The organism is Shewanella aegiceratis (assembly GCF_019457495.1).
Taxonomy (GTDB): Bacteria; Pseudomonadota; Gammaproteobacteria; order Enterobacterales; family Shewanellaceae; genus Shewanella; species Shewanella loihica.
Genome location: NZ_CP080416.1, coordinates 28,471 through 55,261 on the forward strand (window position 1 = coordinate 28,471; position 26,791 = coordinate 55,261).

Genomic DNA, 26,791 nt, shown 5'->3' on the forward strand with positions numbered 1-26,791 from the left:
AGGGGGTAGGATTTAGGGGATGGGGCGAAATCCGGCCTGCACTGCGGCGCGGGTGAGTTCTATCTCCTCCTGTACCTGGATCCAGGCGCCTCGGGTGTTGGCCTGATTCAGGTATCTGTCGATGGGATCCAGCTGGTACAGCTTGAAGCGATTTCTGGCGTGGATCAGGCAAGGGATCAGGGCGCAATCCGCCATGGTAAAGGCATCGCTGCAGAGCCAGTGATGCCGCTGCAACTTGTCGTTCAACTCATTCAGTAGCAGCATGATCTCCTTCTCTAACTGTCTCACCCTAATCGGATTGTCCTCTTCGCGGGCATCCATCTGTTCCAGTAGATAGAGAGGATTGTTCAGGTCGTTGTCGATGAGACGATCGTATAGGCGCACCTGTAGGCGCTGAGAGTAATCCTGTGGCAGCAGCCGGGTGCCGGTGGCAAATTCATGGTCTATGTAGTCTATGATGATGCTGGATTCGGGCAAGAGGTCGCCGGTGCGCGTCTTGAGCAGGGGTAATTTTCCCAAGGGATACTGCTGCTTAAATTCGTTGCGGGAAAAGGGATCGCTCAGCTCTATCACCCTGGGATAGAAGTTGGCCTGTTTCTCGTAGAGGGCGATCAAGACTTTTTGGGAATATCGTGACAGGGGATGGTAGAAGAGTTCCATCAAATGCACCTCCCATTTGCCCAGAACCAATAAGCTAATATTAGTTCGAAATCCCGCATCTGGCCTGCTTTTTAGCCAGTCTTATGCTGTCGGTGTGAGTCGCTCGGTCAGCAGTTCGATAAGTGCCCTGACTCTTGGCGGGATCACCTCAAGATAGGGATGCACCAGGTAGAGGGCACCACGCCCCAGATGATAGTCGGGCAGCAGCTGTACCAGCTGTCCATTGGCAAGGTGCTGGCTTATCAAGGGGGAGGGCAGCGAGGCAACGCCCAGCCCCTGCATCACCAGGCTTAGGGTTCCCTGTAGGCTGTTGCAGTTGATAAAAGGGCTAAGCTGCAGGCGGACACGCTCGCCTTCGCTGTTTTCAAACTGCCAATGCCTGGGGAGCCTGTCGCCTGCCAGGCCTATCCAATGATGATGGCTGAGATTGTCCGGATGCACGGGCGCGCCATGGTGTGCAACATAATCAGGGCTCGCCACCAGATACTCATCGAAGCGGCCCAGTCTGGTCTCGTTGATACTTGGCTGACTGGCGGAACCTATCTGAATCGCCACATCTATCTGATGCTCGGTGAGGTCCAGCTGTCTGTCCTGGATCAGCAGGGAGAGATGCACCTTGGGATAATGCTGGTGAAACTCCTTGATGATGGGGGCTATCACTCCATCGCCTAGCGCCTGGGGGACGGCGAGGGTGATGCTGCCTTGCAGCTCGGCATCTGCTGGCTGCAGCGAGGTTTCCGCCTGCTTGGCGAGTTTGAGCAGCTCGGCGCAGTAGCGGTAAAAAGACTGACCCTCCTGGGTGAGCGACAGGCTGCGGGTGGTCCTGTTTAATAGACGCGACTGGCATCTATGCTCCAGTTTCTTTAGGTGTTGACTCACCATGGAGCGGCTAATGTTTAGCGACTCGGCGGCGCGGGTCAAGGAGCCATGCTCGACCACACTGGCAAAGACCAACATACGATAGAGTTGCGATGCGTCCATAATTAACCTCAAGGGCCTCTCACCGGTCTAGGTGCAAGCCAATTGCAATCATCTCTGGTTATTGTTTACTAATGTTGTAAAAATAACCCCATATATGGGTTATTTATTGTTCATGGTAACCAATATGTCAAAGTTGGCCGGGGTCGTCTCGTGTCGTTTGGTGGGTGATCGACATGGCTGCATGGCGCGTAATCTGTATTCAACAAGCATTTAAGGAGCTGCTTATATTATGGCGCGATTAGAATCGTTCGACAGTATTTACCAGCGCGCCTGTGAGCGCAAAGGCGGAGAAGCAGGCTTGGCCGCTCGCCTGCCTGAGGTGTTATCTCAGGATCAGATTGCCGAGTATACGGATGCCGAGTTGCTTTCTGAGCTGAGTAAGAAGGTATTTCAATCGGGATTTGTATGGCGCATCGTCGACAACAAGTGGCCGGCCTATGAGGCGGCCTTCTTCAACTTCGAGCCTCACAAGATCTTGATGCTATCGCCTGAGCAGATCCAGCAGCGTGCCAGCGACCCCGAGTTGATCCGCCACCTGAAGAAGACCATGGCGATATATGACAACGCTCTGATGGTGCATGATATTAAGCTCGCTTACGGCAGCTTTGCCAAGTTTATTGCTCAGTGGCCCAACGATAATATCGTGGGACTCTGGGCCGAGCTGAAACGCCTGGGCTGCCGCCTGGGTGGCAATACCGGCCCCTATTTTCTGCGCACCATAGGTAAAGATACCTTTCTGTTGACCGAAGATATCAAGGGATATTTTCAGGCTCACAAACTGATCGATGCCGGTTTTACCTCTAAACGTGGCTTGACCCAGGTGCAGGAGGTATTCAATGAATGGCAGGGGCAGTCTGGTCGCTCTTTGGCGGAGATCAGCCGTATCCTCGCCTGTGGCGTGGGTGATAACCGGATATAACCTAGCTCCGTCTAAACATTTGGGAAAAGTATTCTGACCCCCATGGATGGGGGAAATGCCAAAAAATGTCTGGAACATTTTTGGCCCTATACAAATCCCCTCTTTGTCCATCCATGGACATCGGGGATAAGCACATCCATGCGCAAAAAAGCCAGCCCGAGGGCTGGCAAAGACGTGCAGAGATTGGAAACTGCTGTGCTTAAAAACTCTTGCTGACGCCGATAACGACTCGGTCATCAAAAATCTTGGTTTGTGTACCGTAAACCTTGTGGCTCTCATCCACTGTGCTGCCGTGGTATCTGAGATCGAAACTCAGGCCGACAAAGGTTTTGCTGACACCCAGGTTCCAGTGGCCCCAGCCTTCGGCGCCGTTACCGTCTAGATCTTGATAGCCGACGCTGGCAGACAGGTTAATGCCATTGTCGAACTGGTAGCTTGGATGGACGGCGTAGTTCACGCCTTGCCAGCCATCGACACCAAACCAGTCATCGACGGTCGGGGTCACTTCCAGTTGTAGGTTAGTGCGGCCGAACTGCTTACCCACCTTGAGCCATAGCTCTGTGTAGTTAGAGTATGAGGCGCCCGGGTAGAGGTAGGAGAAGAGCATGACATCATAGGTGATACCGGAATCGCCGAAGGTGCCCGCCTTACCAATGTAGGGGGCGGTGACGATTTCAAGGTTTGGATCGGCAAACTTGATGTTGGAGGCATACACACCGCCGTACCAGCCTTGATCATTTCCCCACCCCAGCGTGCCTTGCACGACAGGGACGTCGCCATCCATGGTTTCTGACTCACCACGAAAGACATAATCTGAGGCAAAGGTCAGCTTGCCTGTGATATTGCCGCCTAAGACTTGGGTGTCTTGCGCTTCGGCCATGACGCCGCTTGCGGCTAACAGGCTGCCAAGGAATATCGAGCATTTTAACTGGGTTAAGGTCTTCATCATCATCTTCATCTCATCTAGCTGTTGTTTGGCTGATGAGGCGACTATAGGCGTAAGATGTGAATGGCCTTATCGGCACAGATGAACTGATCAAATAAAGATGTGAACAATTATGAATAGGTCTGAATTAACCCCATGTTTCATATGGTGTTAGTTTTCATCATGCCTGGATGACAGCGATCACATTTTAGACACAAAAAACGCTAAAACAGGGTGAAAACACGCAATTTTTAACTGTTTTTTAACAAGAAAACATGATTAAAAATAAAAATTTGCATTAACTTACAATATCTCTGCCCACATCTTCTTGTTGACCTTGGCTAGGTGTGAGATAAATAGTTTCTAAATCTTTTTTTAATTTTGCTTCCTCAAGATACCCCATAGCGCCTTACCCGTGCATGGGTGTTTTTTGTTGCGGCTTTGATTAGGAGTTCTCATGCGGCAAATAGTAAAAATTGCCTCGTTAGTTAGTGTGGCGTTATGGATAACAGGTTGTGGCCAGGACGAGAACCAAGGTCATTCGGCAGCAGCCCCAAGAAGCATGGAGGTTGGGGTGGTTCAGGTTGTCGAGCAGCCCCAGGCTATTCAGGTTGAGCTACCGGGTCGCAGCAAGGCATATCTTGAGGCCGAGGTGCGTCCTCAGGTGTCGGGTATCATCACCGAGCGCGGCTTCGTCGAGGGTGGTGAGGTAACCGAAGGCCAATCTCTCTATCAGATCGATTCGTCCACCTATAAGGCGGCGCTGGTCAGTGCCGAGGCCGATCTGGCCCGTGCCAATGCCAGCCTGGTATCTGCCAAGGCCAAGGCAGCCAGATATAAGGCCTTGATCAAGACTGATGCTATCAGCCAACAAGATTTCGACGAGGCGGATGCCCTCTACAAAGAGGCGCTGGCTAACGTGACTGTGGCCAAGGCGGCGATCAACACGGCTAAGATCAACCTGGAATACACTCAGGTGAAGGCGCCTATCTCGGGCCGTATCGGTAAGTCTTCCGTGACTGCCGGTGCCCTGGTGACAGCGAATCAGAGCGCCGCACTGGCGACGATTCAACAGCTGGATCCTATCAACGTCGATATCGCCCAATCCAGTGCTCAGCTGCTGCGTCTCAAGGCCAAGCTTAAGCAGGGACAACTGCAGGCGGCTGACAATGCCGATGTACGTCTGATCCTGGAAGATGGCACGGAATATGAGCACATGGGGTCTCTCAGATTCGCCGAGGTGAGTGTCGATGAGAACACGGGTTCGGTAACCCTAAGGGCAGAATTCCCTAACCCGGATGGCGTCTTGCTACCTGGCATGTATGTGCGCGCCGTATTGAACGCGGGTACAGATCCTAAGGCGATTCTGGTGCCGCAGAAGGCTGTTACCCGTAATACCAAGGGTCAGGCCGTTGCCATGGTGATTGGTGCCGAGAGCAAGGTTGAGCCAAGAGTCGTGACGACCGCCGAGGTGATCGATCATCAGTGGCGCATCACCAGCGGCTTGAAGGCTGGCGATCAGCTGATTGTCGAGGGGTTACAGAAGATACGTCCGGGCGCCCCTGTGGTGGGTAAACCACTCAGCGAGATGCAATCAGACAAGCAACCACAGAAGTAAGGTAAAGTTATGGCTCGTTTTTTCATCGATCGCCCTATCTTTGCCTGGGTGATTGCAATTATTGTTATGTTGGCCGGGGTGCTCTCTATCATGAAGCTTCCCGTGTCGCAGTACCCGAGTATTGCGCCGCCGACCGTGGTGATTAACGCCATCTATCCGGGTGCGTCGGCCAAGACCATGGAAGACACTGTGACCCAGGTAATCGAGCAGCGCATGACGGGTATCGACCATCTGCGTTACATCTCGTCCACCAGTGACAGCTTTGGTAATGCGCAGATCACCCTGACGTTTAACGCCGAGGCCGATCCCGATATCGCCCAGGTTCAGGTGCAGAACAAGCTGCAGCTGGCGATGCCTCTGCTACCGCAAGAGGTGCAGGCACAAGGGGTTAAGGTCAACAAATCCAGCTCGGGTTTCTTGATGGTATTAGGCTTCGTGTCCCAGGATGGCTCTCTGGAGAAGAATGATATCTCCGACTATGTGGGCTCTAACATCTTAGACCCCATGAGCCGCGTGCCCGGTGTGGGTGAGATCCAGCTGTTCGGTGCCCAGTACGCCATGCGTATATGGCTAGACCCGCTCAAGCTGACCCAATACAACCTCACCAGCCTGGACATTATGGCCTCGATTCGTGAGCAGAATGCTCAGGTATCTGCGGGTCAGTTGGGCGGCGCGCCCTCTATTGCGGGTCAGGAACTCAACGCCACGGTAACGGCCCAGAGCCGTCTACAGACGGCCGAAGAGTTTAAGAAGATCATCATCAAGTCAGATCCGTCGGGTGCCAAGGTTTATCTGGAAGATGTGGCCCGAGTCGAACTGGGCTCGGAAAGCTATTCGGTAGAGTCCTTCTATAACGGCCGTCCGGCTGCCGGTCTGGCGATCAAGCTGGCTACGGGGGCTAACGCCCTGGCGACCGCCGAGCGTGTGCGTGAGAAGGTCGATGAGATGAAGCCTTTCTTCCCGCAAGGGCTGGAAGTGGTTTATCCCTATGACACCACCCCCTTCGTTGAGAAATCGATCGAGGGCGTAGTGCATACCCTGCTGGAAGCCGTGGTACTGGTATTCGTGATCATGTACCTCTTCCTGCAGAACTTCCGCGCGACCCTGATCCCGACCATTGCGGTACCTGTGGTACTGCTGGGGACCTTCGCCATCCTGTCGGCTACCGGCTTCTCGATCAACACCCTGACCATGTTCGCCATGGTATTGGCCATCGGTCTGCTGGTGGATGACGCCATCGTGGTGGTAGAGAACGTCGAACGTGTGATGTCCGAAGACGGCTTGAGCCCGATAGAGGCCACCAAGAAGTCGATGGACCAGATCACCGGCGCCCTGGTGGGTATCGGTCTGACCCTGTCGGCGGTGTTCGTGCCTATGGCATTCATGTCGGGTTCGACCGGTGTGATCTATCGTCAGTTCTCAGTGACTATCGTATCGGCCATGGCGCTTTCTGTGCTGGTGGCGATCATCCTGACGCCGGCTCTGTGTGCCACCATGCTTAAGCCGATTGCCAAGGGCCACCATGCGGTCGAGACCGGCTTCTTCGGTTGGTTTAACCGTACCTTCGACAAGATGACCTCGCGTTACGAGGCTGGCGTGGCGGCGATGATTAAGCGCGCCGGTCGCGTCATGTTGATCTATCTGGCCCTGACGGTTGCCGTGGGTTGGATCTTCATGCGCATGCCGACCGCCTTCTTGCCGGACGAAGACCAGGGTATCTTGTTTACTCAGGCTATTCTGCCGACCAACTCGACCCAAGAGAGTACCAAGAAGGTGATGAGCAAGATCTCCGACTTCTATCTCAACGAGACGGGCGACAGCGTCAAGTCAGTATTTAGCGTATCTGGCTTCAGCTTCGCCGGTAGTGGTCAAAACATGGGTCTGGCCTTCGTGGGCATGAAAGACTGGTCTGAGCGTACCGGCCCGGGTCAAGACGTTAAATCGGTCGCCGGACGTGCCATGGGCATGTTCATGCAGATGAAGGAGGCCTTCGTGTTTGCCTTCGTACCGCCTGCGGTGATCGAGCTGGGTACGGCAAACGGTTTCGATTTCTATCTGCAAGACAGAAATGGCCAAGGCCATGAGAAGCTGCTCGAGGCCCGTAACATGCTGCTGGGCATGGCGTCGCAAAATCCTAACCTGGTGGGCGTGCGTCCAAACGGTCAGGAAGATGCGCCTATGTATCGCATCCATATCGATCACGCTAAGCTTCGCGCCCTGAGTATCGATATCGACGCGGTCAACAGCGTGCTCGGTACTGCCTGGGGTGGTAGCTATGTGAACGACTTCATCGACCGAGGTCGTGTGAAGAAGGTCTATGTACAGGGTGATGCCCAGTACCGTATGCAGCCGGAAGACCTCGATACCTGGTATGTGCGTAACAGCCAGGGTGAGATGGTACCTTTCTCGGCCTTTGCCACAGGTACCTGGGAATATGGTTCGCCGCGTCTAGAGCGCTTCAACGGTCTGCCTGCGATGAACATCCAGGGCGGTACGGCACAAGGTTATAGTACGGGTGCGGCCATGGCCGACATCGAAGCCATGGTGGCCAAGCTACCACCAGGATTCGGCGTCGAGTGGAACGGCCTGTCATACGAGGAACGTCTCTCGGGTAACCAGGCACCGGCGCTTTATGCCCTGTCTATCATGGTGGTCTTCCTGGTATTGGCGGCCCTGTATGAGAGCTGGTCTGTGCCGTTCGCGGTGATCTTGGTAGTGCCATTGGGGATTATTGGTGCCTTGCTGGCGATGAATGGTCGCGGCCTGCCTAACGACGTGTTCTTCCAGGTGGGTCTGTTGACTACCGTAGGTCTGGCGACCAAGAACGCCATCCTGATCGTCGAATTCGCCAAAGAGTTCTACGAGAAGGGCGCGGGTCTGGTGGAAGCGACCCTACACGCGGTGCGTGTGCGTCTGCGTCCTATCCTGATGACCTCGCTGGCCTTCGGTCTGGGTGTTGTGCCATTGGCCATCAGCTCGGGCGTAGGTTCGGGCAGCCAGAACGCTATCGGTACCGGCGTATTGGGCGGCATGATGAGTTCGACCTTCCTGGGGATCTTCTTTATCCCTATCTTCTTCGTGATCGTCGAGCGCATCTTCAGCAAGCGCGAGAAGAAGGGCGCCGCAACTCAGGTCGCCGACTCGACACCACAAGAATAGGCCTAGCCATTTCGTCAAAAAGCCCGGTATAAACCGGGCTTTTTATTGCTTTAGGGGCTGTTGACCGTTCAGGTTTGATTTTTGTTCAATCTAAACGCGTTTTGCTCAAGGCAGGTGTTGTGCCGCATAGTTATTCTGTGCAAATAAGTCCTTAACGTATTGCACTTGCTGGCTATTTATTGAAAGATAATCGGTTAATAATAAGCCGTTAGGTAACTTAAGATGTCCCTATATTCTCGCGCTACGCTCCTCTGTCTCGCCACCTTCGGCGCATCCGTCATGGCAGAGACCAGCGGCCCTCAACCGGCCCAAATCTCGTTAAATAAGACTTATATCAATGATGCCATCTTGCCGCCGAGCATCACCTGGCACGGCGCCAGCGAAGCCTTGCTGCGCGCGGCAGATGACCCTTGGGCGACCCCCTTCGAGCAGGGCGGTCTCAAGTCCAGTCCCAGCTATGATGACACCTTCGCCTGGCTGGATAAGCTGCTCGCCACCAGCGACAAGCTCCGCAAGGTTTCCTTGGGTAAGAGTCCTCAGGGGCGAGATATCTGGATGATAGTGGCGAGCCAGGAGGGCGCGGCGACTCCCGAGGCCCTGCTGGCCAATGGTAAGCCAACGCTCTTGGTACAGGCCGGGATCCACTCGGGCGAGATAGATGGCAAGGATGCGGGCATGATGTTGCTGCGTGACATGGTCATGGGAGACAAGCAGGCGCTGTTAACCGGTGCGAACCTCCTCTTTGTGCCTATTTTCAGCGCCGATGCCCACGAGCGCAGCGGCCAGTTTAACCGGGTCAACCAGAGGGGCCCGGTGGAGATGGGCTGGCGCACTACGGCCAACAATCTCAACCTTAATCGCGACTATGCCAAGGCCGATACCCTGGAGATGCAGCATATGTTGGCGGCGATTAATCGTTGGCAGCCGGATCTCTATATCGATGTGCATGTCACCGATGGCATAGATTATCAATATGATGTCACCTTCGGCTATAACCTGGCTCAGGGGCTGAGTCCCGCCAGCTATCGCTGGCTCAACGACAAGTATCGTCCCCAAATCGAGCAGGCGCTCAGCGCGCAGGGACATGTGCCCGGCCCTTTGGTCTTCGCCCTCGACAATCGTGATTTGAGCCAGGGCTTATCCTTGTGGAACGCCAGTCCACGCTACTCCAACGGTTATGGCGACGCCCGCCATCTGCCGACCATATTGATCGAGAACCATAGCCTTAAGCCCTTCAAACAGAGGGTGCTTGGCACCTATGTGATGCTGGCCTCGACCCTGGAGGTGCTGGGCGAGCAGGGCACGGCGCTGCGCAGCGCCATCAAGCAGGACAGCTACCGTTATAGCGATCGCATCACACTGACCTGGCAGTCAGAGACCCAGCCCAAGGGATGGGACTTCAAGGGGATAGACTATCGCCTGGAGCAGAGCCCTATCAGTGGCGAGACGGTCGTGCGCTGGACCGGAGAGCCTAAGCTGTACCAGAGCCTGCCCGTGATAGGTAAGACGCGCGCAGACATCAAGGTGAATCGTCCCAAGGCTTACTATATTCCGCCTCAGTGGCAGGAGGTGATCGAGCGTCTAAGCATTCATGGCATACGCATGACGCGTCTGGAGCAGCCTAAGACCCTGACCCTGACTCAATATCGATTCGGTGAGCCCGCGTTCGATGCCAAGGATTACGAGGGACGCCAGCGGGTCTCGGCCCAGGTGTCGAGCCATACGGCTAAGGTGGCGCTGCCGGCGGGCACTGTGAAGATCAGCACACAGCAACCCCTCGGCGACCTGGCTATCCTCTTGCTGGAGCCGCAGTCACCCGACTCGCTGCTGCAGTGGGGCTTCTTTAATCCTATCTTTACCCGCACCGAATATATCGAGCACTACGCGGTAGAGCCGCTGGCGGTCAAGATGCTCAAGGAGGATGCGTCCCTGGCGGCCGAGTTTGAGGCTGCGCTCAAGGATCCTGAATTTGCCAAGGATGCCGAGGCGAGGCTGCGCTGGTTCTACGAGCGTAGTCCCTATTTTGACAAGCAGTACAGGGTCTATCCCGTACTGAGAGACTAAACAAAAAGCAGGCCTGGCCTGCTTTTTTTATGTTGTTTATTTATCCCTAGTTGAAGGATTACTCAGGTTTGCGCGCCGACAGGCTGTAGACCATGGGAATAGGTTTACCCTGATACAGCTGATAATACCTGGGCCTATCACTTGAGAGCCCAATGCTCTCTCCCGTCACAAGATTATCGAAGGCATCATAGGGGCTGAAGGGATACTCCTGAATCGCATCGATCTTGAGTCCGGCGCCGATCAGCGCCCCTACCACATCGGCCAAGGAGTGGGGCCAGGTCACCATGGTGTGTTTGGTGTCGCTGGCGTTTTCTGTATAGGTGCCTTCCTCCTCGACATCCGGCTCTTGCTGGGCAAAGTAGCTGTACCCCTCCAGCATTGCCTGCACGGGATGAAACTCCACCATATAAAACTCACCACCGGGTAGTAGCGATTCATAAATCAACTCGGCCCAACGACCTAGATCCGGCAGCCAGCAGAGGGCGCCATAGGAGGTGTAGACCATATCGAACTGCTGCTGCAGTTGAGCGCCCGCCTGGTAGAGATCGCTGCAGATAAAGTCGGCCTTAAGGGCGCAGGCCTCGGTCAGTCGCTTGGCATGATGGATGGCGGTATCGGAGAGATCCACGCCAGTGACCTCGGCGCCGAGGCGAGCCAGGGAGAGGGTGTCCAGGCCGAAATGGCACTGTAGGTGCAGTAGGCTTTTTCCCTTTACCTTAAGGTCGGCTAGCTCTATCTCCTGCAGCGAGCTGTTGCCGGCGAGAAAGCCGCTTACATCGTAGAAGCTAGAGTCTAGATGTTCTAGGGTCCTGTGATTCCAGGCCGTTCGATTTAGGGTCAGATAATCCACTGCGCGCCTCATAAGTTGATGAAGTATTTCACTAAATAATAACTAATCCTACGAATCGGGTGGCGGCATCACCATCCAAAAATCGGTTAAGCAAGATAATAACATAGCAAAAACAATTAGATAACTTGTTGGCATGTTATCTGCTTAGTTGGGCTATCTAAGCCGCCCCATCGAGGCGGTTCAAATGACTTTAACAGAGATTAAGGAAGGTGTTTATGTTGGCTCGTGTAATGACTATGGCGACGGTACTGGTATTTGGCCTCACTGGATGCATAGTAAATGTGAACAGTGCGGGAAGGGATGATTTCGACTATCACAAACAGACGCAGCTGACGCTGGATGCTCAGTCGCTGGAGACACTGGTCGCCGATACCGGCGCCGGTAGCCTGAAGATAGTGGGCGACGCCTCGGTTGAGCAGATCACCCTGGATGCCGACATTTATGGTTTTGATGGCGCCGAGCCCGAACTGACGCTCACCCGCAGCGGCAACAAGGCCAAGCTGGTCGCCAACTTCGATGCCTTTCACCGCGCCAGCTTCTCAAACGGTAAGTCGCCCTACATAGATCTGTTGGTGAAGGTGCCGGCGGGAATCAAACTGGATATCCATGACGGCTCAGGCAGCATTGTCATTCGCGGCGTGCAGGCGGATATGGAGATCGAAGATGGCTCGGGTGCTATCGAGATAGATGGCGGCCATAAGCTCACCATAGATGATGGCTCGGGCAGCATTACCCTCACCAATGTGGCGGGTGATATCCAGGTTAAGGATGGCTCAGGCAGCCTGACCATAGCCTCGGTACAAGGAGATGTGGAGATAGACGACGGCTCGGGTGCCATAGAGGTTAGAGGCGTTCAGGGTAAAGTTACCATAGACGATGGCTCTGGTGGCATCCGTGTGGTGGACACTCAGGGGCTTCACATCATAGACGCGGGCTCAGGTAGCCTAAGCTTCGACAATATTCAGGGCCAGGTCAGCATAGACTAAGGCCAGGACTTCCCGGCGCAGAGGCTAATCTCGGGGTCGCACGAATCCGTGGATTAGCCGATGCCCACCCCATTAAGACTCTAAAAGGCTTAGGCTCTGACCCACTTACGCGGGACGAGCGGCTGGCGAGATAGTAGGTATTGGCGAAGCACCAGCACGCCGGCCAGCAGCAGGAGTCCCCAACGAAGGCCTATGATCTGCCAGGCCATCTGCGAAGAGGTCTCCTTGTACTGGCACACCACTAGCGTTAGCAGCAAGATGCCCACCAGGATTTTCCAGTGCCTTGGCGACAGACGCACCAGAGGAACATAGGAGGCGACATAGGCGCAGCTAAGCCCCAACAGCGCGCCCGCCAGCGTGTCTACCGGCCAATGAGCGCCGACCAGGATGCGTGACAGCGCCACCATGGCCGCCCCCATCAACAGGAACCACTTACTCTTCTTATCCTGCATCACCATCAGTAAGCTACCGGCGAACAGGAAGGCGCTGGTGCTATGGCCTGAGGGAAAGCTGTGATGCAGACGCGTCTCGCCGACGATATAGAGAAAATCCAGGGTTGCCGCCGGTCTGGGGGCATCGAAATACTGTTTTAGCAGCGGGACCAAGATCATCGACAGCAGGCTGGCGGTCAGTACCCGCGGCATCAGCTCGGGGCGACGCAGCAGACAGATGAGTACGATAGTGCCTAGGGTGCTGCCGTGGCCGAGATCGGTTATCCCCAGCTGTAGCCACTGGGGCAGGCTAGGTGAGAGGCCGTTGATGGCACGAAAGAGGCTCAGGTTGAGATCCTGATTCAGACAGAGCAGCGCCAGCATGCTGACCAGTAGGATCAGCGTGCCGTAGCGGCTGCGATCTGTGGTCATCGTCAGGGTGGTTTCTCTGGTGGTCTGAGCCTGGGTCAGTCTGAACATGGCGCACCTCTTCATCTTAGAAGCCTCCAGTGTAGGCACCTAAGTGTGAAGAAAGCGTGAATGTTGGTGAAAGTCTTACGCCTTTTGGGCTGTTAACCTTGAAACGCCAGCCAACGTCTTACCCTGTGCATGGCGCCATATTCACGCCAGATCAACAGGGCGGCCGTGGCAATTAGGCCCCATCTGAGCATGAGTATTGGCCAGATATGATCTTTGTCGAAACTCTTATCCAGCTCGCTCACCACCAACACACACCAGAGGAAGGCCAAGATGAGCGCCTTGTGGAACTGGGTGAGCTTGACCAGGGGGCAATGGGCCGCCGCATAGGCGCAGAAGAGGCCGACGAAGGCGCCCATGATCACGTCCTCTGGCCAGTGCGCGCCGACGACAATGCGAGACAGTCCCACCAGGCTGGCGAAAGTGATTGCCAGGCATTTTATCTGGGTCTGCCGATAGGCGAAGAAGAGGGTGCCGGCAAACAGGAAGGCGGTGGCGGTATGGCCCGAAGGAAAACTGTGTTTCAGGCGGATCTCACCGACGATATTCAGTGTCTCTAATATTACTGCCGGACGAGGCGCATCGAAGGTCTGCTTCAGCAGGGGCACCAAGATCAGCGACAGCACGCTGGCGATGACGACCCTGAGCAGAAGCTCTGGCCGTTTCACCAGACAGCAGAGAGTGATCACCCCGAGGGTGATGCCATCGCCTAAGTCTGTGATCAGCAGGAGGAGATCGGCTGGGGCGTAGGCCGCAATGCCGTTAAAGAATCGAAATAGGGATAGATTGACTGCCGAGTTCAACACCAAGAGGTGCAGACAGAGCAGAAACAAGAGTAACCCAATAAAGCCGCGTCCCTGGTACTTGTCTTGCGCAGGCATTCCCATTGCCTTTGCTTGTTGTTGTAAATTCATAGTCTTTCCACATAAACGCGCCCGCCTAAGATAGTGGTTTGTTATGGGTAAGTAAAGACGTTTAACCTGAGGTAAATCTGTGGTTTACATCTTGTTGAGCCAGGCTTGCCTGGTTTGTTCTGGCCTTAGCCTATGATTTACGGCTGCTTTCCCCTGTAATTTTTAGGGGCATTCACCATTTGCATCAAAGTGTATTAGCGCGACTTTTTGCGTTTTTGTGAGCCTTTTCACGGCGATCTCCCGCTTCAGGGCATCCGAGCGACTGCCAACCCGCTCGCGATAGACCAGGGTCAGTGGCCCCTTGCCCCTGAGGTATTTGGCGGTTTTGGGGCCATTGTCGCTATGTTCCTTGAAGCGGCGGTCGATATCTGTGGTGATCCCCGTATAGAGGTGGCCGTTGGCGCAGCGGATCATGTAGAGGCTCCAGATGGTGCTAGCTAACTTCTCCTGGGTCATCTTAGGCGAGTCCCAACAGGCCGAGGAAGAAGGCGTACTCTTCGGCCGTGTCCTCAAAGTGACGATAGCGGCCGCTCTTGCCGCCATGACCCGCCTCCATGTCGATATGAAACAGCAACAGGTGCTCGTCTTGCTTATACTCTCTGAGTTTCGCCACCCACTTGGCGGGCTCGAAATATTGCACCTGAGAGTCGTGCAGGCCTGTGGTGACCAGCAGGTGAGGGTAGGCCTGACGACTGACGTTGTCGTAGGGCGAATAGCTCAGCATGTAGTGGTAAGCCTCGGCCTGATTCGGGTTACCCCACTCATCATACTCGTTGGTGGTCAGGGGCAGCGACTCGTCGAGCATTGTGGTGACGATATCGACGAAGGGCACGTGGGCCGCCACGGCCAGATAATGTTGCGGCGCCTGATTGATCACCGCGCCCATCAGGAGGCCACCGGCGCTGCCGCCACTGGCAACCACCTTGTCCCGGGCACAGTAACCTAGCTCTACCAGGGCGAGGGTAACGTCGATAAAGTCGTTGAAGCTGTTTTGCTTGTGCATCAGGCGGCCGGCGTCGTACCAGGGGCGCCCCAACATCTCGCCGCCGCGCACGTGGGCGACCGCATAGACGACGCCGCGATCCAACAGGCTAAGGATCGCGCTGTCGAAGTCAGGTTCTATGGTGTAGCCGTAGGCGCCATAGCCATATTGATACAAGGGGTTACTGCCGTCCTGGCGGAACTTGTCCTTGCGATAGACCAGGGTCACGGGCACCTTGGTGCCGTCTCTGGCGTCGACGAAGAGCCGCTCAGTCTGGTAGTGTTGGCTATCGAAGCCGCCGAGTACTTGCTCCCGTTTCAGCAGGTGTCTCGGGCTGGCCTGGGTGAGATCCACCAAGAAGATGGACTCGGGCGTCGATGGGCTGGCGTAGTAGATGCGCAGATGATGGCTATCTTGAGTCGGGTTAACATCCAGACCCACCACGTAGGCTGCATCGTCGAAGTCGAGTTCATATTCCGGGTAGCCGTTGAGGGGCAGGATGCGGATCTGACTCAGTCCCTGCTGGCGATACTGCACCACAAGATAGTCTTTTAACACCAGCAGATCTTCCAGGCGGCGCGACTCATCTGCGGGGATGATCTCCTGCCAGCTGCGCTTATCGGCGAAGCTCGACTCTGTGGCCTTCATCAGACGGAAGTTCACCGCCTGCCAGTTGGTGAGTATGTAATATTCCTCACCGCGCTTAGCCACCGAATATTCGTGCCCAGTTTCCCTTGGAAGCAGCGGCTTAAAGCATGCCTCTGGTTGGTTGGCATCTAAGATGGACACCTCGCTGGTGAGCGTACTCTCGTGGGTGAGCAGGATGCGCGACTCATCCAGGCTCTTGCCGATCGACAGGTAGAAGCTGTCGTCCGCCTCCTGATACACCAGGCGGTCATTGGCCTGGGGATCACCCAAGCGGTGGCAATAGACGCGATTGCCCAGTAGGGTTTGAGGATCCTTGGCAATATAGAAGAGGCGCTGGTTATCTTTGGCCCAGACGATCTCGCCATCGGTGTCGCTTAGGCTGTCGCTGAGCCATTCACCCGTGTCCAGGCGCTTGATGCTGATGCGATACAGGCGCCGACTCAGGGTATCTTCGCTGATGGCCAGCAGCGTCTCGTCGGGGCTAACGCTCAGTCCGCCCATGCTATAAAATTCCTTACCCTGGGCGCGCTCGTTGGCATCGAGCAGTAATTGCTCCTCGCCTTCTAGCTTGCGTTTGCGGCCAAACAGCGGGTACTCCTGCTCTCCCTGATAGCGCTTGTAGTACCAATGATGGTGCCAGCGATAGGGGACGCTCGACTCATCCTTGTCGACGCGGCCGATAAGCTCCTGAAACAGCGTCTGCTGTAGTGGTTCGAAGGGGGCAAAACAGGCCTTGTGATAGGCATTTTCTGCCTCCAGATGAGCCAGTACCTCGGGGGATTGGCGCTCATCATCTCTCAGCCAATGATAGTCATCGATACGCTCATTGCTGTGATGCTTGAGCGGGTGGGCTTGTTTGCGTGCGACTGGGGGCGTTATCCCTGACATTGGATTGACCTTATTCTGAGCCGAAAGTGAGCGGGTACTGGAGCAAGAGCTTAGGTGATCTGGCTTATATTTGTCACCCCTAGCGCTTGTACTTTGATGGTTTTAGGCGCACCATAGCGGCGCTTTCCATCAAAGGAGAGTACATTCTCAGGGCGGGGTGAGACTCCCCACCGGCGGTAATCATCCTATGGGATGTCAGCCCGCGAGCGCCTATTTGCATCTAGAGATTAGTTTGCGGCTAGGGTCAGCAGATCTGGTGAAATGTGCAACAAGCCATCTATTCCAGAGCCGACGGTAATGAGCACCAAGTGCACTAAGTCCGGATGAAAGAGAATATAAGATAGCGTGACCGCGAGAAGATGAGGCTGGCCTCACGCTTTTCTCGTGCCTGCACACCTCTTATTCGGCGAGCCTGGATATCTTTTTCAAAGAGACCCCAAGGCGCGTCATTTTCTGCATGCCCTGATTCTGGAAAAACCATTTTATTAGTCTTACTAAGGATTTAACCATGAATCAGTCTCTACTTTCTCCCTTTGGCGATGCCATCACTCGCGTCGAAGCAGCCCTCACCGCGCTTAGAGCCGGTCAAGGCGTGCTGGTGGTCGACGATGAAGATCGCGAAAACGAAGGGGATCTTATCTATAGCGCAGAACACCTGACCCAAGAACAGATGGCGCTGCTGATCCGCGAATGCAGCGGTATCGTCTGTCTCTGCCTCGCCGACGAGCGGGTGAAGCAGCTGGAGCTACCGCCCATGGTGGCAGACAACTCCAGCCAATACGGCACTGCATTCACGGTGAGTATCGAAGCTAAGGTGGGGGTAACCACAGGTGTGTCGGCGGCCGATCGCGTGACCACCATCAAGGCCGCCATCGCCGATGATGCCAAGCCTAGCGACCTGGCCCGTCCCGGCCATGTTTATCCGCTACGGGCGCAGCCCGGTGGCGTGCTGACCCGTCGCGGCCATACCGAGGGCACCATAGATCTGATGAAGCTGGCGGGACTCAAGCCGGCTGGCGTGCTGTGTGAAGTGACCAATGTTGACGGCACCATGGCGCGTCTGCCAGAGATCATCGCCTTCGGCGAGCAGCATAAGATGCCTGTGCTGACCATCGAAGATATCGTCTGCTATCGCAAGTCATTGCTGGAAAAGGCAAGCTAACCCAAACGCGTTTGCGCAAATCAGTTAACTCATATGAGCAAACTAGTTTGTCATGTACAATTAAACAAACAGTCAATTATTGGTTATTTGTTTAGTTAAAATCGATAAAAAGGCCGATTTCATCGGCCTTTTTTTGTGTCAATCCCTGTGCCAGCCTCGCTCTGCTTGCGCCGAACGCCTTCCTGCAAAATCTTCTTGTCAATTTAAATGTTAATAAAAAATAAAGGCTTATCTAATAATTCACTATTGAAGCGTTAATTTCGTGACCTAGATTAGACTTTGGTGAAATAGGTATGACGGCGGGGGGTAGGCTATGTTACTACTCTCAGACCCTAAATTCCTCGCGTCTGCTTTTGTGATAATCGAGCAAGGAGCGCTTAAGATGTCATCTATGCTGAACCGGTATAGTCTGAGCCAGAAATTAATCTTGCTGGCGACTATCCCCATGTTGCTGCTGCTGATCTTCGGCAGCTTGCGCATGCTCGATCTGATCGAGCGTCAGCAGACGGCTCAGCGCAATGCCCTGGGGGTGATGATCACTGAGCAGACCCAGAAGCTCATCTTCGCCCTGCAGAACGAGCGCGGCCTGTCGGCCGGTTTTGTCGCCAGCCAGGGTAATCGATTCGAGCGGCGGCTACAGACCCAGCGGCGCCAGACAGACAAGGCATTGCAGGAGCTGTTGGATGCCCCCAATATCGCTAACCTGCATCTCTCCCTCAGCGACATAGACAGGCCCAGCGTCAACCTGCAACAGAGTGTCGATACCATTCATGCTCTGGGTGCTCGCCTCAAGCAGGTGCGCCGGGCGATAGATAGTCGCGGTGAGGGAAGCGGCTTTAACTTCTACAGCGAGTTCACTCAGCACCTCTTGGTGCTAATCTCCCAGATCCAGTCCCAGGTACAAAACACCCTGCTCGCCAAGGCCTACAATGACCTTATCCATATGCTCAAGTTACAGGAGTTGGCGGGTAAAGATCGCGACCTGCTCAATCGTCTGCTGGCCGCCGACAGCCTAGATCATCAGGCTTATCTCGCCCAATACTCGATGCAGGATGACCTGCTGGACGCCTTCCACGAAATGCTCTCGACCACTTCCCCGGCGGATCTTGCCCTGATCAAGGAGACCCTAGATAACGAGGCGACTCAGGAGCTGCTGCTGATGAAGGGGCGGGTGAAGGCTCAGGTGAACCTTATTATGCTGGCCAATCGCCTCAGGGAGAGGCTAGGGTATGGCGGCTTGATCGATCACTATCAGGATTACCTGCTCTCGGGCGAAGAGACCAACATCATACTGTTCGAAGAGGACTGCCTGGCCATACAGGGGCTTCTGCAACAGGCCCAGAAGCTGCCCCATGTGACCTCACCACAGCGCGAGGCGCTAGCCCAGATAGATAATACCGTGGAGCAGTATCGTCAGGCGGTGGACGCCCAGCGCCAGCAGAGGCTATCCGGTCATGCCGGCCCCCTGTCACTAGAGGAGCGATCCATCATAGCCGACCAAGCTATGTTGGCGGCTCTTTCTCAGCTGCAACACCAACACCCTGCGGTGGCCAGCGAGGCCTGGTGGGCGCTGGCCACTGAGGCCCTTGGCCAGATGAATCAGGCGAGCCTGACCCTGAGCAATAACATCGCTAACTTGGTACAACGTCAGGGGCGCGAGGCGCTCAGCTTCCTGGTGTTAGGCATCATGGCAGCCATGTGCAACTTTCTGTTTTTGATCGTCTTGGGTCGTCTCATAGTCAACAACCTGGTGACCCGTATTGGCACCATAGCCTCCCTGATGCAGCGCATGGCGCAGAATACTCAGCTGCAGCTGTCTGTGCCGGTGGATGGACGAGACGAGGTGGCCAAGATGGCGATGGCCCTCAACGCCATGTTAAGTGAGCGCCAGAAGGCCAACCGTGAACTCTCCCTGGCCTCTGCGGTGTTTGAATACTGCGCCGAAGGGATAGTGGTCACCGACAAGGACAACCTGATCGAGGCGGTAAACCCCGCCTTTACCCAGATCACCGGCTATACCCTGGAGGAGGTGAAGGGTCGCAGCCCGGCCGTCCTTAACTCTCACCAACAGCCCCATCACTTCTATGAACAGATGTGGCAGTCGCTCAAGCAATATGGCAAGTGGCAGGGGGAGATCTGGAATAAGCGTAAGAACGGCCAGATCTATCCCGAATACCTGGCCATTACCGTGGTGAAGGATGACAAGGGGCGGGTGGTGCAGCATATCGGCCTCTTCCTGGATATCAGTAACCGTAAGAAGTACGAGCAGGATATCTGGTACAAGTCCAACTACGACGCCCTGACCAACCTGCCTAATCGTCAGCTCTATACCTCGCGTCTGTCGCAGATGCTGCAACTGGCGGAGCAGCGTTGCTGCTCTGTGGCCGTGCTCTTCATCGATCTGGACAGGTTTAAATACATCAACGATATCTATGGCCATGCGGTGGGCGATGAGCTGCTGCAGGTGGCGGCCGCCAGGCTGGAAGCCCTGCTAGAACAGCATGACTTTGTCGCCCGTCTCAGTGGCGACGAGTTTGTGGTGGTCATGGGGCACACCAAGCATCAGGGGGAGATAGAGCAGCGGGCGCAGCATATATTGCAGCACCTGTCGTCGCCTTTTGGCATCAACCGCAACGAGCTGCTGATCTCCGCCAGTGTCGGCATCAGCTGTTACCCCAGCAACGGCACCAGTGTCGAGGTGCTGACCCGTAACGCCGAGACCGCCATGTATCAGGCGAAGCAGGATGGCCGCAACTGCTTCGGCTACTTCTCTCCCGACATGAACAACAACATGCTGGCACGTATCACCCTGGAGCAGTCGCTGCGCAGCGCCGTGCTGCAACACGAGTTCTGCCTGCATTATCAGCCGATTGTCGATACCAGCAGCGGCGAAGGGGTCGCCCTGGAGGCCTTGCTGCGTTGGCGTCATCCACAGCGAGGCCTGGTGCCTCCGGATGAGTTTATCCCCATCGCCGAGGAGACTGGGCTTATCGAGCCAATCGGCGAGTGGGTGATCCAGCAGGCGCTGCGTGATCTGCGCCAGTGCCATAGCCAGGGGATAATGATCAACATGGCGATTAACGTCTCTGGTCGTCAGCTGGCCCACGGCGATCCCAGCCATTTCGCCTGCATGCTCAACGGCTTGCTGCAGAAATATGATGTGGCGCCCCAATATGTCCACATCGAGATCACCGAATCGATTCTGATGGCCGATACCGAGCTGTCGCTTAAGGCGCTGACGGCGATTCGTCACCTCGGGGTGGAGATCTACCTGGACGATTTCGGCACAGGCTACTCCTCCCTCAGCTATCTGAAACAGTTCCCCATCTCGGTGATTAAGATAGACAAGAGTTTCGTCGATAACATGCTGGAAGATAGGGCAGATGCCAACCTGATCAAGGCGATCATCACCATGGGGCAGAGCCTGGATATGCGCCTGGTGGCCGAAGGGGTGGAGAGCGAGCCGCAGCGCAGCTTCCTGCAGGGGTTAGGCTGTGACTTCGTGCAGGGCTATCTAGTGGCCAAGCCCATGCCGCTCAAGGAGCTCGAGCCCTTGCTGCGTCGTATCGTCAGAGAGAAACCGACCTCCCTGCTTTGACTGCTCAACTCAATCGCTGCCGATAGCCAGATTGCTTAACAACGCTTGGGGAGAGGTGCTTGGGTATTGGGCTTGAGGCGAAGCTTGATAGGCGAGTGCCTTTGCAGAGTGTATTTACAGAAAGTCTAACGGGGGAAAGGCGGGGCACCATGCCCCGCATCTGGTTTATTCGCCGACTGTCATCACGCTGGCAGACTCCTGCTGAGCCATCTGCGCCAGATCTTTATCGACGAAGAAGAGCGCCTTGCCATCTTCGCCCACCAGACGGATCTTATCGACGATAGACTTGAACAGCTTCTCCTCCTCGTGCTGCTCAGACACATACCATTGCAAGAAGTTGAAGGTCGAGTAGTCCTGATTGGTAAAGGCTGTGTGGGCCAGGGCGTTGATCTTGCTGGTGATCATCTGCTCGTGTTCATAGGTGTATTCGAACAGGGCCAGCAGCGAATCGAACTGTGACTGCGGCGCCTCGATCGCCCCCAGCAACGGCATGCCGCCGGTTTCGCTCACATAGGTAAACAGACGATGCATGTGCTGCATCTCCTCTTCGGCGTGAGCACGCATAAATTTCGCGGCACCCTCAAAGCCCTTGTCTTCACACCAGGCGCTCATCTGTAGGTAGAGGTTAGAGGAGAAGAACTCCACATTAATTTGCGCGTTCAACTGATCTATCATCGTTTGTGCCAGCATAGTTACTTCCTTAAATTAAGTCATTTCTTGGTGCTAGGGCCTGTTCACCTTTCAGGTTTAATTTTTGTTCTATCTAAACGCGTTTTGCTCGAGGCGAGAGCAATGAAGCATAGTTGCACTATGTAAATTGCGAACAACATAGGGCTGGGCGCGTTTAGATGAACCCTTTGGGCAGTGTTTGTAGGCTATTTCTACTGCGTTATCGCCTGTTTGTGTAGAACCACTACACGACTCAGGCTCTGCCTTGTATCAATCACCTTCAAACTGCTGCAAAAACAAACAGGAAAGGTCAACAGGCCCTTCTCATTGTGTTTAACCCCTTAGTGAATTGCAACCATCTTTACTTAACTCAATGTTTTTAAATGCAAATAATTATCGTTAATAGCCTGTTGGGGCGCATTCATGTCTGCTTGTTACATTTGCTAACCAAATCAGGCGGATTTATTAACATTTTGTCTCTAGGCTTTAGGGTCAAGAAACTAAGCTCATAACCCCGGCCGGGTCGACGTGCCTGGGGTGGGACAACCGATGAACCTCACCAAATTAAGCACCAATAACCCTGCCGGCACCCTAGTGGCCCTATTGCTGATCGCCATATTCGGCGTGTTAGCCATAGGCAAGCTGCCGATCCAGCTGCTGCCGGATATTCAGCGGCCGCAGATCTCCGTCTTCAACAACTGGCGCTCGGCGGCGCCACAGGAGATGGAATCCAACATCATAGAGCCTCAGGAAAATGTGCTGCGCCAGGTACCCGGCGTGGTGGAGATGACCTCCAACATCTCTCAGGGCTTTGGCGGCATCACACTGACCTTCGAGGTGGGCAGCGACATGCAGGCGGGGATGATCAATGTGATCAACGCCCTCAACCAGACGCCGCCGCGGCCGCTGGACGCCAACGAGCCCTTCATCAATGTCGGCGGGGGCAACGGTGCGCCGAATCTGGCCTCTCTGCTGATCCGCATGGCGCCGGACAATCCGGCCACCGACTTCGCCCAATATCAGAAGCTGATCGATGATGTGGTGGAGCCCAGACTGAGGCTGATCTCAGGCGTAGGCTCGGTGCAACTGCAAAGCCGCCTGCCGAAAGAGTTACATATCGAGTTCGACCCCTACCGCGCCGCGGCGCTGGGGATCACTCTGGATCAACTGCGCAGCACACTGTCGCGGGCGGCGGATATCTCGGGCGGCACAGCTAACGTGGGTCGTCGCCAATATACGGTACGTTTTATCGGTCAGTACACGCCGGAAAACCTGGGGAATCTTATCGTCACCTACAACGAGGGGCGTCCCATCTACCTCAACGAGCTGGCGGATGTGGAAGTATCGAGCGCCGATGTGCAGGGTTTTACCAAGCGTAACGGTTACCCCGCCTATTATATGACGGTGGAGGGCACCTTCGATGCCAATACGGTGAAGGTGCTCGATGGGGTCAACGAGGCGATTGCCGAGCTCAATCAGGGGCCGCTCAAGGAGGCGGGGCTGGTGATGGATCTCTCCTTCGATGCCTCTGTGCATATCAAGCGGGCCATCTGGCTGGTGAAGGGTAACTTGGCGATAGGTGTGGTGCTGGCGCTGGTGATCCTCTATGCCTTCCTGCGCAGCTTCCGGGCGACCCTGATGATCGCCTCGACCATCCCCGTCGCCCTGCTGATCGCCTTCTTCTTCCTCGAGATGATGGGGCGTACCCTGAACGTGATCTCCTTGGCGGGCCTGGCCTTCGCCGTCGGCCTGGTGTTGGATGCGGCCATCATAGTGCAGGAAAATATCGTGCGCATCCTGCAGCAGGGAACGCCGATCCGCGAGGCCATCGCCAAGGGCACAGATCAGGTCAAGGGCGCCCTGTTGGCCTCCACCGCCACGACGGTCGCCATCTTCCTGCCGATCCTGTTTATGCCCGGGGTGGAGGGCCAGTTGTTTTCTGATCTGGCGCTCACCCTGTCGGTGGCCGTGGTCTCCTCTTTTATCAGTGCCATCACCCTGATCCCGGTATTTAGTCTGTTGTGGCTCAAGCTCTCGGCCCAGGATGATGGCCAGCAGAGCGGCCGCCTGTGGCGCTGGATATCGGCAACCGTGCAGCGCCTAACCGGCGACACCAAACGCGCCGTCTTCTGGTGTGTCACCCTGATCCTAGGAGCCGCCATGCTGACGGTGGTCCTGATGCCGAGACCCGACTTTCTGCCCCAGGCGCGCTCGGACGGCATATTTGCCTTCTTTGCCCTGCCACCGGGCGCAAACGTCAAGACGCTGGAGAAGGAGGTGGGCGATGTGATCATCGAGCGCCTCAAGCCATATTATGACAAGGAGAAGCAGCCCTATATCAAGGGATATAACTTCTCCATGTACAGCGCCTTCAACGTGCTGTTTATCTATCCCGAAGACCCGTCCCAGGCCGATGCCATGATAGAGCTGCTCAACAAGGAGATCTTGGTGGGACTGCCCGATACCCAGGCCTTTACCAACCGCGGCTCCCTGCTGCAGTTTGGCTTTAACGGCGGCAGAGCGATCAATATCGACCTCCAGGGGGCCGACATGGAGGCTCTGATGGAGACGGCAGGCAAGGGGATGGGGCTCATTCAAGAGGCGCTGCCCGGCGCCGTGGTTAGGCCGATTCCAGGCCTCTCCATGGCACAACCCGAGCTGCAGCTGATCCCCAACGAGCGTCGCTTGGCCCAGGCGGGCGTCGACCGGATTCAGATAGCTAACGCCATTCGCGCCTACACCTCTGGCTTGTTTGTGGGTGAGTATTTCGACGGCAACGAGCGCATGGATGTACTGCTCAAGGGGCCCAAGTGGCAGGTGCCCGAGCAGCTGTCGGCGACTCCTGTCTATACCCAGGCCGCAGGTATTCAAACCATAGGCGAGCTGGCGACCCTCAAGCGAACTGTGGGGCCGACCCAGCTGCAGCGAGTCAACGGCAAGCGCAGTGTCAGCCTGCTGATCTTCCCGCCGGCGGATATGTCCCTGGATGAGGCGCTGGAGAAACTCAATGAGTCGGCGGTGCCGACCCTGAGAGCCAGCCTGCCGGAAAACAGCTCACTAGGCTATCGTGGCAGCGCCGACAAGCTCGACAGTACCATCAAGGATATGGGCGCCAACTTCGCCCTGGCGGTGGTGATCCTCTTCCTCTTGATGGCCGCCATGTTTAAGTCGGCCAAGGATAGCCTGCTGGTCTTGCTCTCTATGCCGCTGGCGATCTGTGGCGGCGTGGTCAGCCTGCGGCTGCTAAACTTGTTTAGCTTTCAGAGCCTGGATCTGCTGACCATGATCGGTTTCATCATCTTGCTGGGGCTGGTGGTAAATAACGCCATCTTGCTGGTGGATCAGACCCGCCAGAGTTATCGCGAGACGCCGGATATCGATCTGGCTATCGCTCAGGCCGTGGCGACCCGCGCCCGCCCCGTGTATATGAGCACCCTGACCTCCATCTTCGGCATGCTGCCGCTGATGCTGGTGCCCGGTGTCGGCAGCGAGATCTATCGCGGCCTGGCGGCGGTTATCGTCGGCGGCATGACCTTTAGCGCCTTGTTTACCCTTATTTTGATGCCCAGCCTGTTGCGTCTGACCCATAGGCTGAGCCCAGTTACCAATAGGCAGGCCGACGAGCCCGCCCTCGCATCCACCACAGGAGTGAAGTCATGAGATCCTTAATTGCCGGCGTGCTGGCGCTCTCTCTAATCGGTCCCATGAGCTGGGCCCAGGGCGAGGCGCCAGAGCGTCTGGTGCAGGTGGTTCAGGTTGAGAACCGTGCCCTGTCGCCCAAGATCATGGTGATAGGATCTGTGCACTCCCGTAACTATGCCGAGCTGACCGCGGGCATCGAGGGCAAGCTCGAGTGGGTGATCGAGGCCGGCACCCTGGTGAAGGCGGGTGAAGTGGTCGCCCGCATAGAGAAGACTCGTCTCGAGCTGCAGAAGGCTCAGCAGGAGGCGCAGATAGAGTATGAGACTGTGGGGCTGTCTAGGCTGAACCGCGAGCTGAAGCGTCTGCAGAAGCTGATGGCCAACAAGAACGCCTCGGAGACCGAGCTGGACAAGGCGCGCTCGGATCGCGACCTGGCCGCCGCTAACCTCAAGCTGGCGCAGATTAAACTCGAGATGATCCTCGATGATATTGCCCGCACTCAGGTGAAGGCGCCCTTTGCCGGCATCATCACGGCGCGTCAGCGTCAGGCGGGCGAGGATATCAGCCGCGCCGAGTCTATCGTCGCCATCACAGACCCGGACAACCTGGAGATCCGCTTGCATGCACCGCTCAAGCACAGTCGCCGGGTGAAGGTGGGGGATGAACTTAGGGTCTATCATGGCCTGGGGGAGTTCTCTGCCAAGATCCGCAGCCTGATCCCTGTGTCTGATGTGCGCTCCCAGACCTTCGAGGCCCGCATCGACCTACCGCTGGAGCGGCAGGATATGCTCAACGTCGGCGAGCTGGTCTCCCTGGCCCTGCCAATTGCTCCTAAACAGCTGACCACCTTAGTGCCCCGCGACGCCGTGGTGCTGCGCTCCGCCGGTGCCTTCGTGTTCAAGATAGACGAGAGTAACAAGGCGGTGAAGGTGGCCGTGGAGCTGGGCGATGGTGAAGGGGAGTGGATCGCCGTCAAGGGTGAACTCAGCGACAGCGACCAGGTAGTGATCCGCGGCGCCGAGACGCTGCAAGATGGCCAGCAGGTGAAGGTGCAGGCCAATACCCTGGAGCTGAGCGCCGGTTAATCTATACCTTTGGAGATAGCCGAGCCGACATCCGCCCAGCCGCTGTCGGCTTTTTGGTTGAATCTCGGCGGATTGCGGCCAAAAACTGCCGTCGAGATCATAGTCTTCTGATCTCAGCGTGGCATAATGAGCG

The 26,791-nt window shown here is 55.8% G+C and carries 18 protein-coding genes and 1 riboswitch; of the genes, 9 read left to right on the plus strand and 9 right to left on the minus strand.

Annotated elements, in window-relative coordinates:
• Positions 1–12 precede the first annotated feature (12 nt).
• Together K0H80_RS00130 and K0H80_RS00135 are read right to left on the minus strand one after the other, a co-directional pair.
• On the minus strand, positions 13–660 hold the full coding sequence (locus K0H80_RS00130; protein ID WP_220072714.1) for a glutathione S-transferase family protein: 648 nt from the start codon (positions 658–660) through the stop codon (positions 13–15).
• A gap of 81 nt (positions 661–741) precedes the next feature.
• The gene (locus K0H80_RS00135; protein WP_220072715.1) at positions 742–1,641 is read right to left on the minus strand and encodes a LysR family transcriptional regulator; all 900 of its coding nucleotides are present in this window, start codon (positions 1,639–1,641) and stop codon (positions 742–744) included.
• A 229-nt stretch (positions 1,642–1,870) separates the two neighbouring features.
• Between K0H80_RS00135 and K0H80_RS00140 the strand changes: the two genes are divergently transcribed.
• On the plus strand, positions 1,871–2,560 hold the full coding sequence (locus K0H80_RS00140; RefSeq protein ID WP_220072716.1) for a DNA-3-methyladenine glycosylase I: 690 nt from the start codon (positions 1,871–1,873) through the stop codon (positions 2,558–2,560).
• 199 nt (positions 2,561–2,759) lie between these two features.
• On the opposite strand, the gene K0H80_RS00145 is transcribed toward K0H80_RS00140, so the two are convergent.
• Complete coding sequence (locus K0H80_RS00145) at positions 2,760–3,506, minus strand: TorF family putative porin (protein ID WP_220073880.1); 747 nt, start codon at positions 3,504–3,506, stop codon at positions 2,760–2,762.
• A 436-nt stretch (positions 3,507–3,942) separates the two neighbouring features.
• Between K0H80_RS00145 and K0H80_RS00150 the strand changes: the two genes are divergently transcribed.
• The 3 genes from K0H80_RS00150 (at position 3,943) to K0H80_RS00160 (ending at position 10,326) form a co-directional block, all read left to right on the plus strand.
• A complete protein-coding gene (locus K0H80_RS00150) occupies positions 3,943–5,103 on the plus strand; it encodes an efflux RND transporter periplasmic adaptor subunit (protein ID WP_144202315.1) in 1,161 nt (386 codons plus the stop codon).
• Positions 5,104–5,112: 9 nt separating this feature from the next.
• Entirely contained in the window at positions 5,113–8,262 is a 3,150-nt protein-coding gene (locus K0H80_RS00155) for an efflux RND transporter permease subunit (protein WP_220072717.1), read from the plus strand.
• Between the two features lie 279 nt (positions 8,263–8,541).
• The gene (locus K0H80_RS00160) at positions 8,542–10,326 is read left to right on the plus strand and encodes a M14 family metallopeptidase (RefSeq protein ID WP_258406261.1); all 1,785 of its coding nucleotides are present in this window, start codon (positions 8,542–8,544) and stop codon (positions 10,324–10,326) included.
• A 58-nt stretch (positions 10,327–10,384) separates the two neighbouring features.
• Here K0H80_RS00160 and K0H80_RS00165 read toward each other — a convergent pair whose 3' ends face one another.
• Positions 10,385–11,176, minus strand: a complete 792-nt coding sequence (locus K0H80_RS00165; protein WP_220072719.1) for a class I SAM-dependent methyltransferase — start codon at positions 11,174–11,176, stop codon at positions 10,385–10,387.
• 215 nt (positions 11,177–11,391) lie between these two features.
• On the opposite strand from K0H80_RS00165, the gene K0H80_RS00170 reads away from it, so the two are divergent.
• Positions 11,392–12,162 carry a DUF4097 family beta strand repeat-containing protein gene (locus K0H80_RS00170; RefSeq protein ID WP_220072720.1) on the plus strand — a complete coding sequence of 257 codons (771 nt, stop codon included), beginning with the start codon at positions 11,392–11,394 and terminating at the stop codon, positions 12,160–12,162.
• Between the two features lie 89 nt (positions 12,163–12,251).
• Here K0H80_RS00170 and K0H80_RS00175 read toward each other — a convergent pair whose 3' ends face one another.
• From K0H80_RS00175 to K0H80_RS00190, 4 genes are all read right to left on the minus strand, one after another.
• Positions 12,252–13,073: a phosphatase PAP2 family protein gene (locus K0H80_RS00175; RefSeq protein WP_220072721.1), complete on the minus strand. Its 822-nt coding sequence runs from the start codon at positions 13,071–13,073 to the stop codon at positions 12,252–12,254.
• Positions 13,074–13,165: 92 nt separating this feature from the next.
• The gene (locus K0H80_RS00180; protein ID WP_220072722.1) at positions 13,166–13,984 is read right to left on the minus strand and encodes a phosphatase PAP2 family protein; all 819 of its coding nucleotides are present in this window, start codon (positions 13,982–13,984) and stop codon (positions 13,166–13,168) included.
• A 162-nt stretch (positions 13,985–14,146) separates the two neighbouring features.
• Positions 14,147–14,527 carry a GIY-YIG nuclease family protein gene (locus K0H80_RS00185; RefSeq protein ID WP_434086630.1) on the minus strand — a complete coding sequence of 127 codons (381 nt, stop codon included), beginning with the start codon at positions 14,525–14,527 and terminating at the stop codon, positions 14,147–14,149.
• Complete coding sequence (locus K0H80_RS00190) at positions 14,442–16,502, minus strand: S9 family peptidase (RefSeq protein WP_220072724.1); 2,061 nt, start codon at positions 16,500–16,502, stop codon at positions 14,442–14,444. Before K0H80_RS00190 ends, K0H80_RS00185 begins: the two co-directional genes overlap by 86 nt.
• Positions 16,503–16,641: 139 nt before the next feature.
• A riboswitch (FMN riboswitch) is annotated at positions 16,642–16,841 on the plus strand.
• Positions 16,842–17,010: 169 nt separating this feature from the next.
• Here K0H80_RS00190 and ribB point away from each other — a divergent pair.
• Both ribB and K0H80_RS00200 read left to right on the plus strand, forming a co-directional pair.
• The gene (ribB, locus tag K0H80_RS00195; RefSeq protein WP_220072725.1) at positions 17,011–17,664 is read left to right on the plus strand and encodes a 3,4-dihydroxy-2-butanone-4-phosphate synthase; all 654 of its coding nucleotides are present in this window, start codon (positions 17,011–17,013) and stop codon (positions 17,662–17,664) included.
• Between the two features lie 382 nt (positions 17,665–18,046).
• Positions 18,047–21,262, plus strand: a complete 3,216-nt coding sequence (locus tag K0H80_RS00200; RefSeq protein WP_258406145.1) for an EAL domain-containing protein — start codon at positions 18,047–18,049, stop codon at positions 21,260–21,262.
• 165 nt (positions 21,263–21,427) lie between these two features.
• Here the strand turns inward: K0H80_RS00200 and ftnA are convergent, their stop codons facing one another.
• Positions 21,428–21,952, minus strand: coding sequence for a non-heme ferritin (ftnA, locus tag K0H80_RS00205; RefSeq protein WP_011863852.1), 525 nt, complete (start codon positions 21,950–21,952; stop codon positions 21,428–21,430).
• Positions 21,953–22,480: 528 nt separating this feature from the next.
• On the opposite strand from ftnA, the gene K0H80_RS00210 reads away from it, so the two are divergent.
• A complete protein-coding gene (locus K0H80_RS00210; RefSeq protein ID WP_220072727.1) occupies positions 22,481–25,591 on the plus strand; it encodes an efflux RND transporter permease subunit in 3,111 nt (1,036 codons plus the stop codon).
• Positions 25,588–26,658: an efflux RND transporter periplasmic adaptor subunit gene (locus K0H80_RS00215; RefSeq protein ID WP_220072728.1), complete on the plus strand. Its 1,071-nt coding sequence runs from the start codon at positions 25,588–25,590 to the stop codon at positions 26,656–26,658. Before K0H80_RS00210 ends, K0H80_RS00215 begins: the two co-directional genes overlap by 4 nt.
• Positions 26,659–26,791: the final 133 nt, after the last annotated feature.

What these genes read in the sequence shown, in the direction of transcription:
- K0H80_RS00190 (WP_220072724.1), bottom strand. Translation starts at nt 16,502, where the DNA reads ATGTCAGGGATAACGCCCCCAGTCGCACGCAAACAAGCCCACCCGCTC.
- K0H80_RS00210 (WP_220072727.1), top strand. Translation starts at nt 22,481, where the DNA reads ATGAACCTCACCAAATTAAGCACCAATAACCCTGCCGGCACCCTAGTG.
- K0H80_RS00145 (WP_220073880.1), bottom strand. Translation starts at nt 3,506, where the DNA reads ATGAAGACCTTAACCCAGTTAAAATGCTCGATATTCCTTGGCAGCCTG.
- K0H80_RS00135 (WP_220072715.1), bottom strand. Translation starts at nt 1,641, where the DNA reads ATGGACGCATCGCAACTCTATCGTATGTTGGTCTTTGCCAGTGTGGTC.
- K0H80_RS00155 (WP_220072717.1), top strand. Translation starts at nt 5,113, where the DNA reads ATGGCTCGTTTTTTCATCGATCGCCCTATCTTTGCCTGGGTGATTGCA.
- ftnA (WP_011863852.1), bottom strand. Translation starts at nt 21,952, where the DNA reads ATGCTGGCACAAACGATGATAGATCAGTTGAACGCGCAAATTAATGTG.
- K0H80_RS00185 (WP_434086630.1), bottom strand. Translation starts at nt 14,527, where the DNA reads ATGGCGGCAAGAGCGGCCGCTATCGTCACTTTGAGGACACGGCCGAAG.
- K0H80_RS00175 (WP_220072721.1), bottom strand. Translation starts at nt 13,073, where the DNA reads ATGTTCAGACTGACCCAGGCTCAGACCACCAGAGAAACCACCCTGACG.
- K0H80_RS00150 (WP_144202315.1), top strand. Translation starts at nt 3,943, where the DNA reads ATGCGGCAAATAGTAAAAATTGCCTCGTTAGTTAGTGTGGCGTTATGG.
- K0H80_RS00180 (WP_220072722.1), bottom strand. Translation starts at nt 13,984, where the DNA reads ATGAATTTACAACAACAAGCAAAGGCAATGGGAATGCCTGCGCAAGAC.
- K0H80_RS00215 (WP_220072728.1), top strand. Translation starts at nt 25,588, where the DNA reads ATGAGATCCTTAATTGCCGGCGTGCTGGCGCTCTCTCTAATCGGTCCC.
- K0H80_RS00140 (WP_220072716.1), top strand. Translation starts at nt 1,871, where the DNA reads ATGGCGCGATTAGAATCGTTCGACAGTATTTACCAGCGCGCCTGTGAG.
- K0H80_RS00130 (WP_220072714.1), bottom strand. Translation starts at nt 660, where the DNA reads ATGGAACTCTTCTACCATCCCCTGTCACGATATTCCCAAAAAGTCTTG.
- ribB (WP_220072725.1), top strand. Translation starts at nt 17,011, where the DNA reads ATGAATCAGTCTCTACTTTCTCCCTTTGGCGATGCCATCACTCGCGTC.
- K0H80_RS00170 (WP_220072720.1), top strand. Translation starts at nt 11,392, where the DNA reads ATGTTGGCTCGTGTAATGACTATGGCGACGGTACTGGTATTTGGCCTC.
- K0H80_RS00160 (WP_258406261.1), top strand. Translation starts at nt 8,542, where the DNA reads ATGGCAGAGACCAGCGGCCCTCAACCGGCCCAAATCTCGTTAAATAAG.
- K0H80_RS00200 (WP_258406145.1), top strand. Translation starts at nt 18,047, where the DNA reads ATGTCATCTATGCTGAACCGGTATAGTCTGAGCCAGAAATTAATCTTG.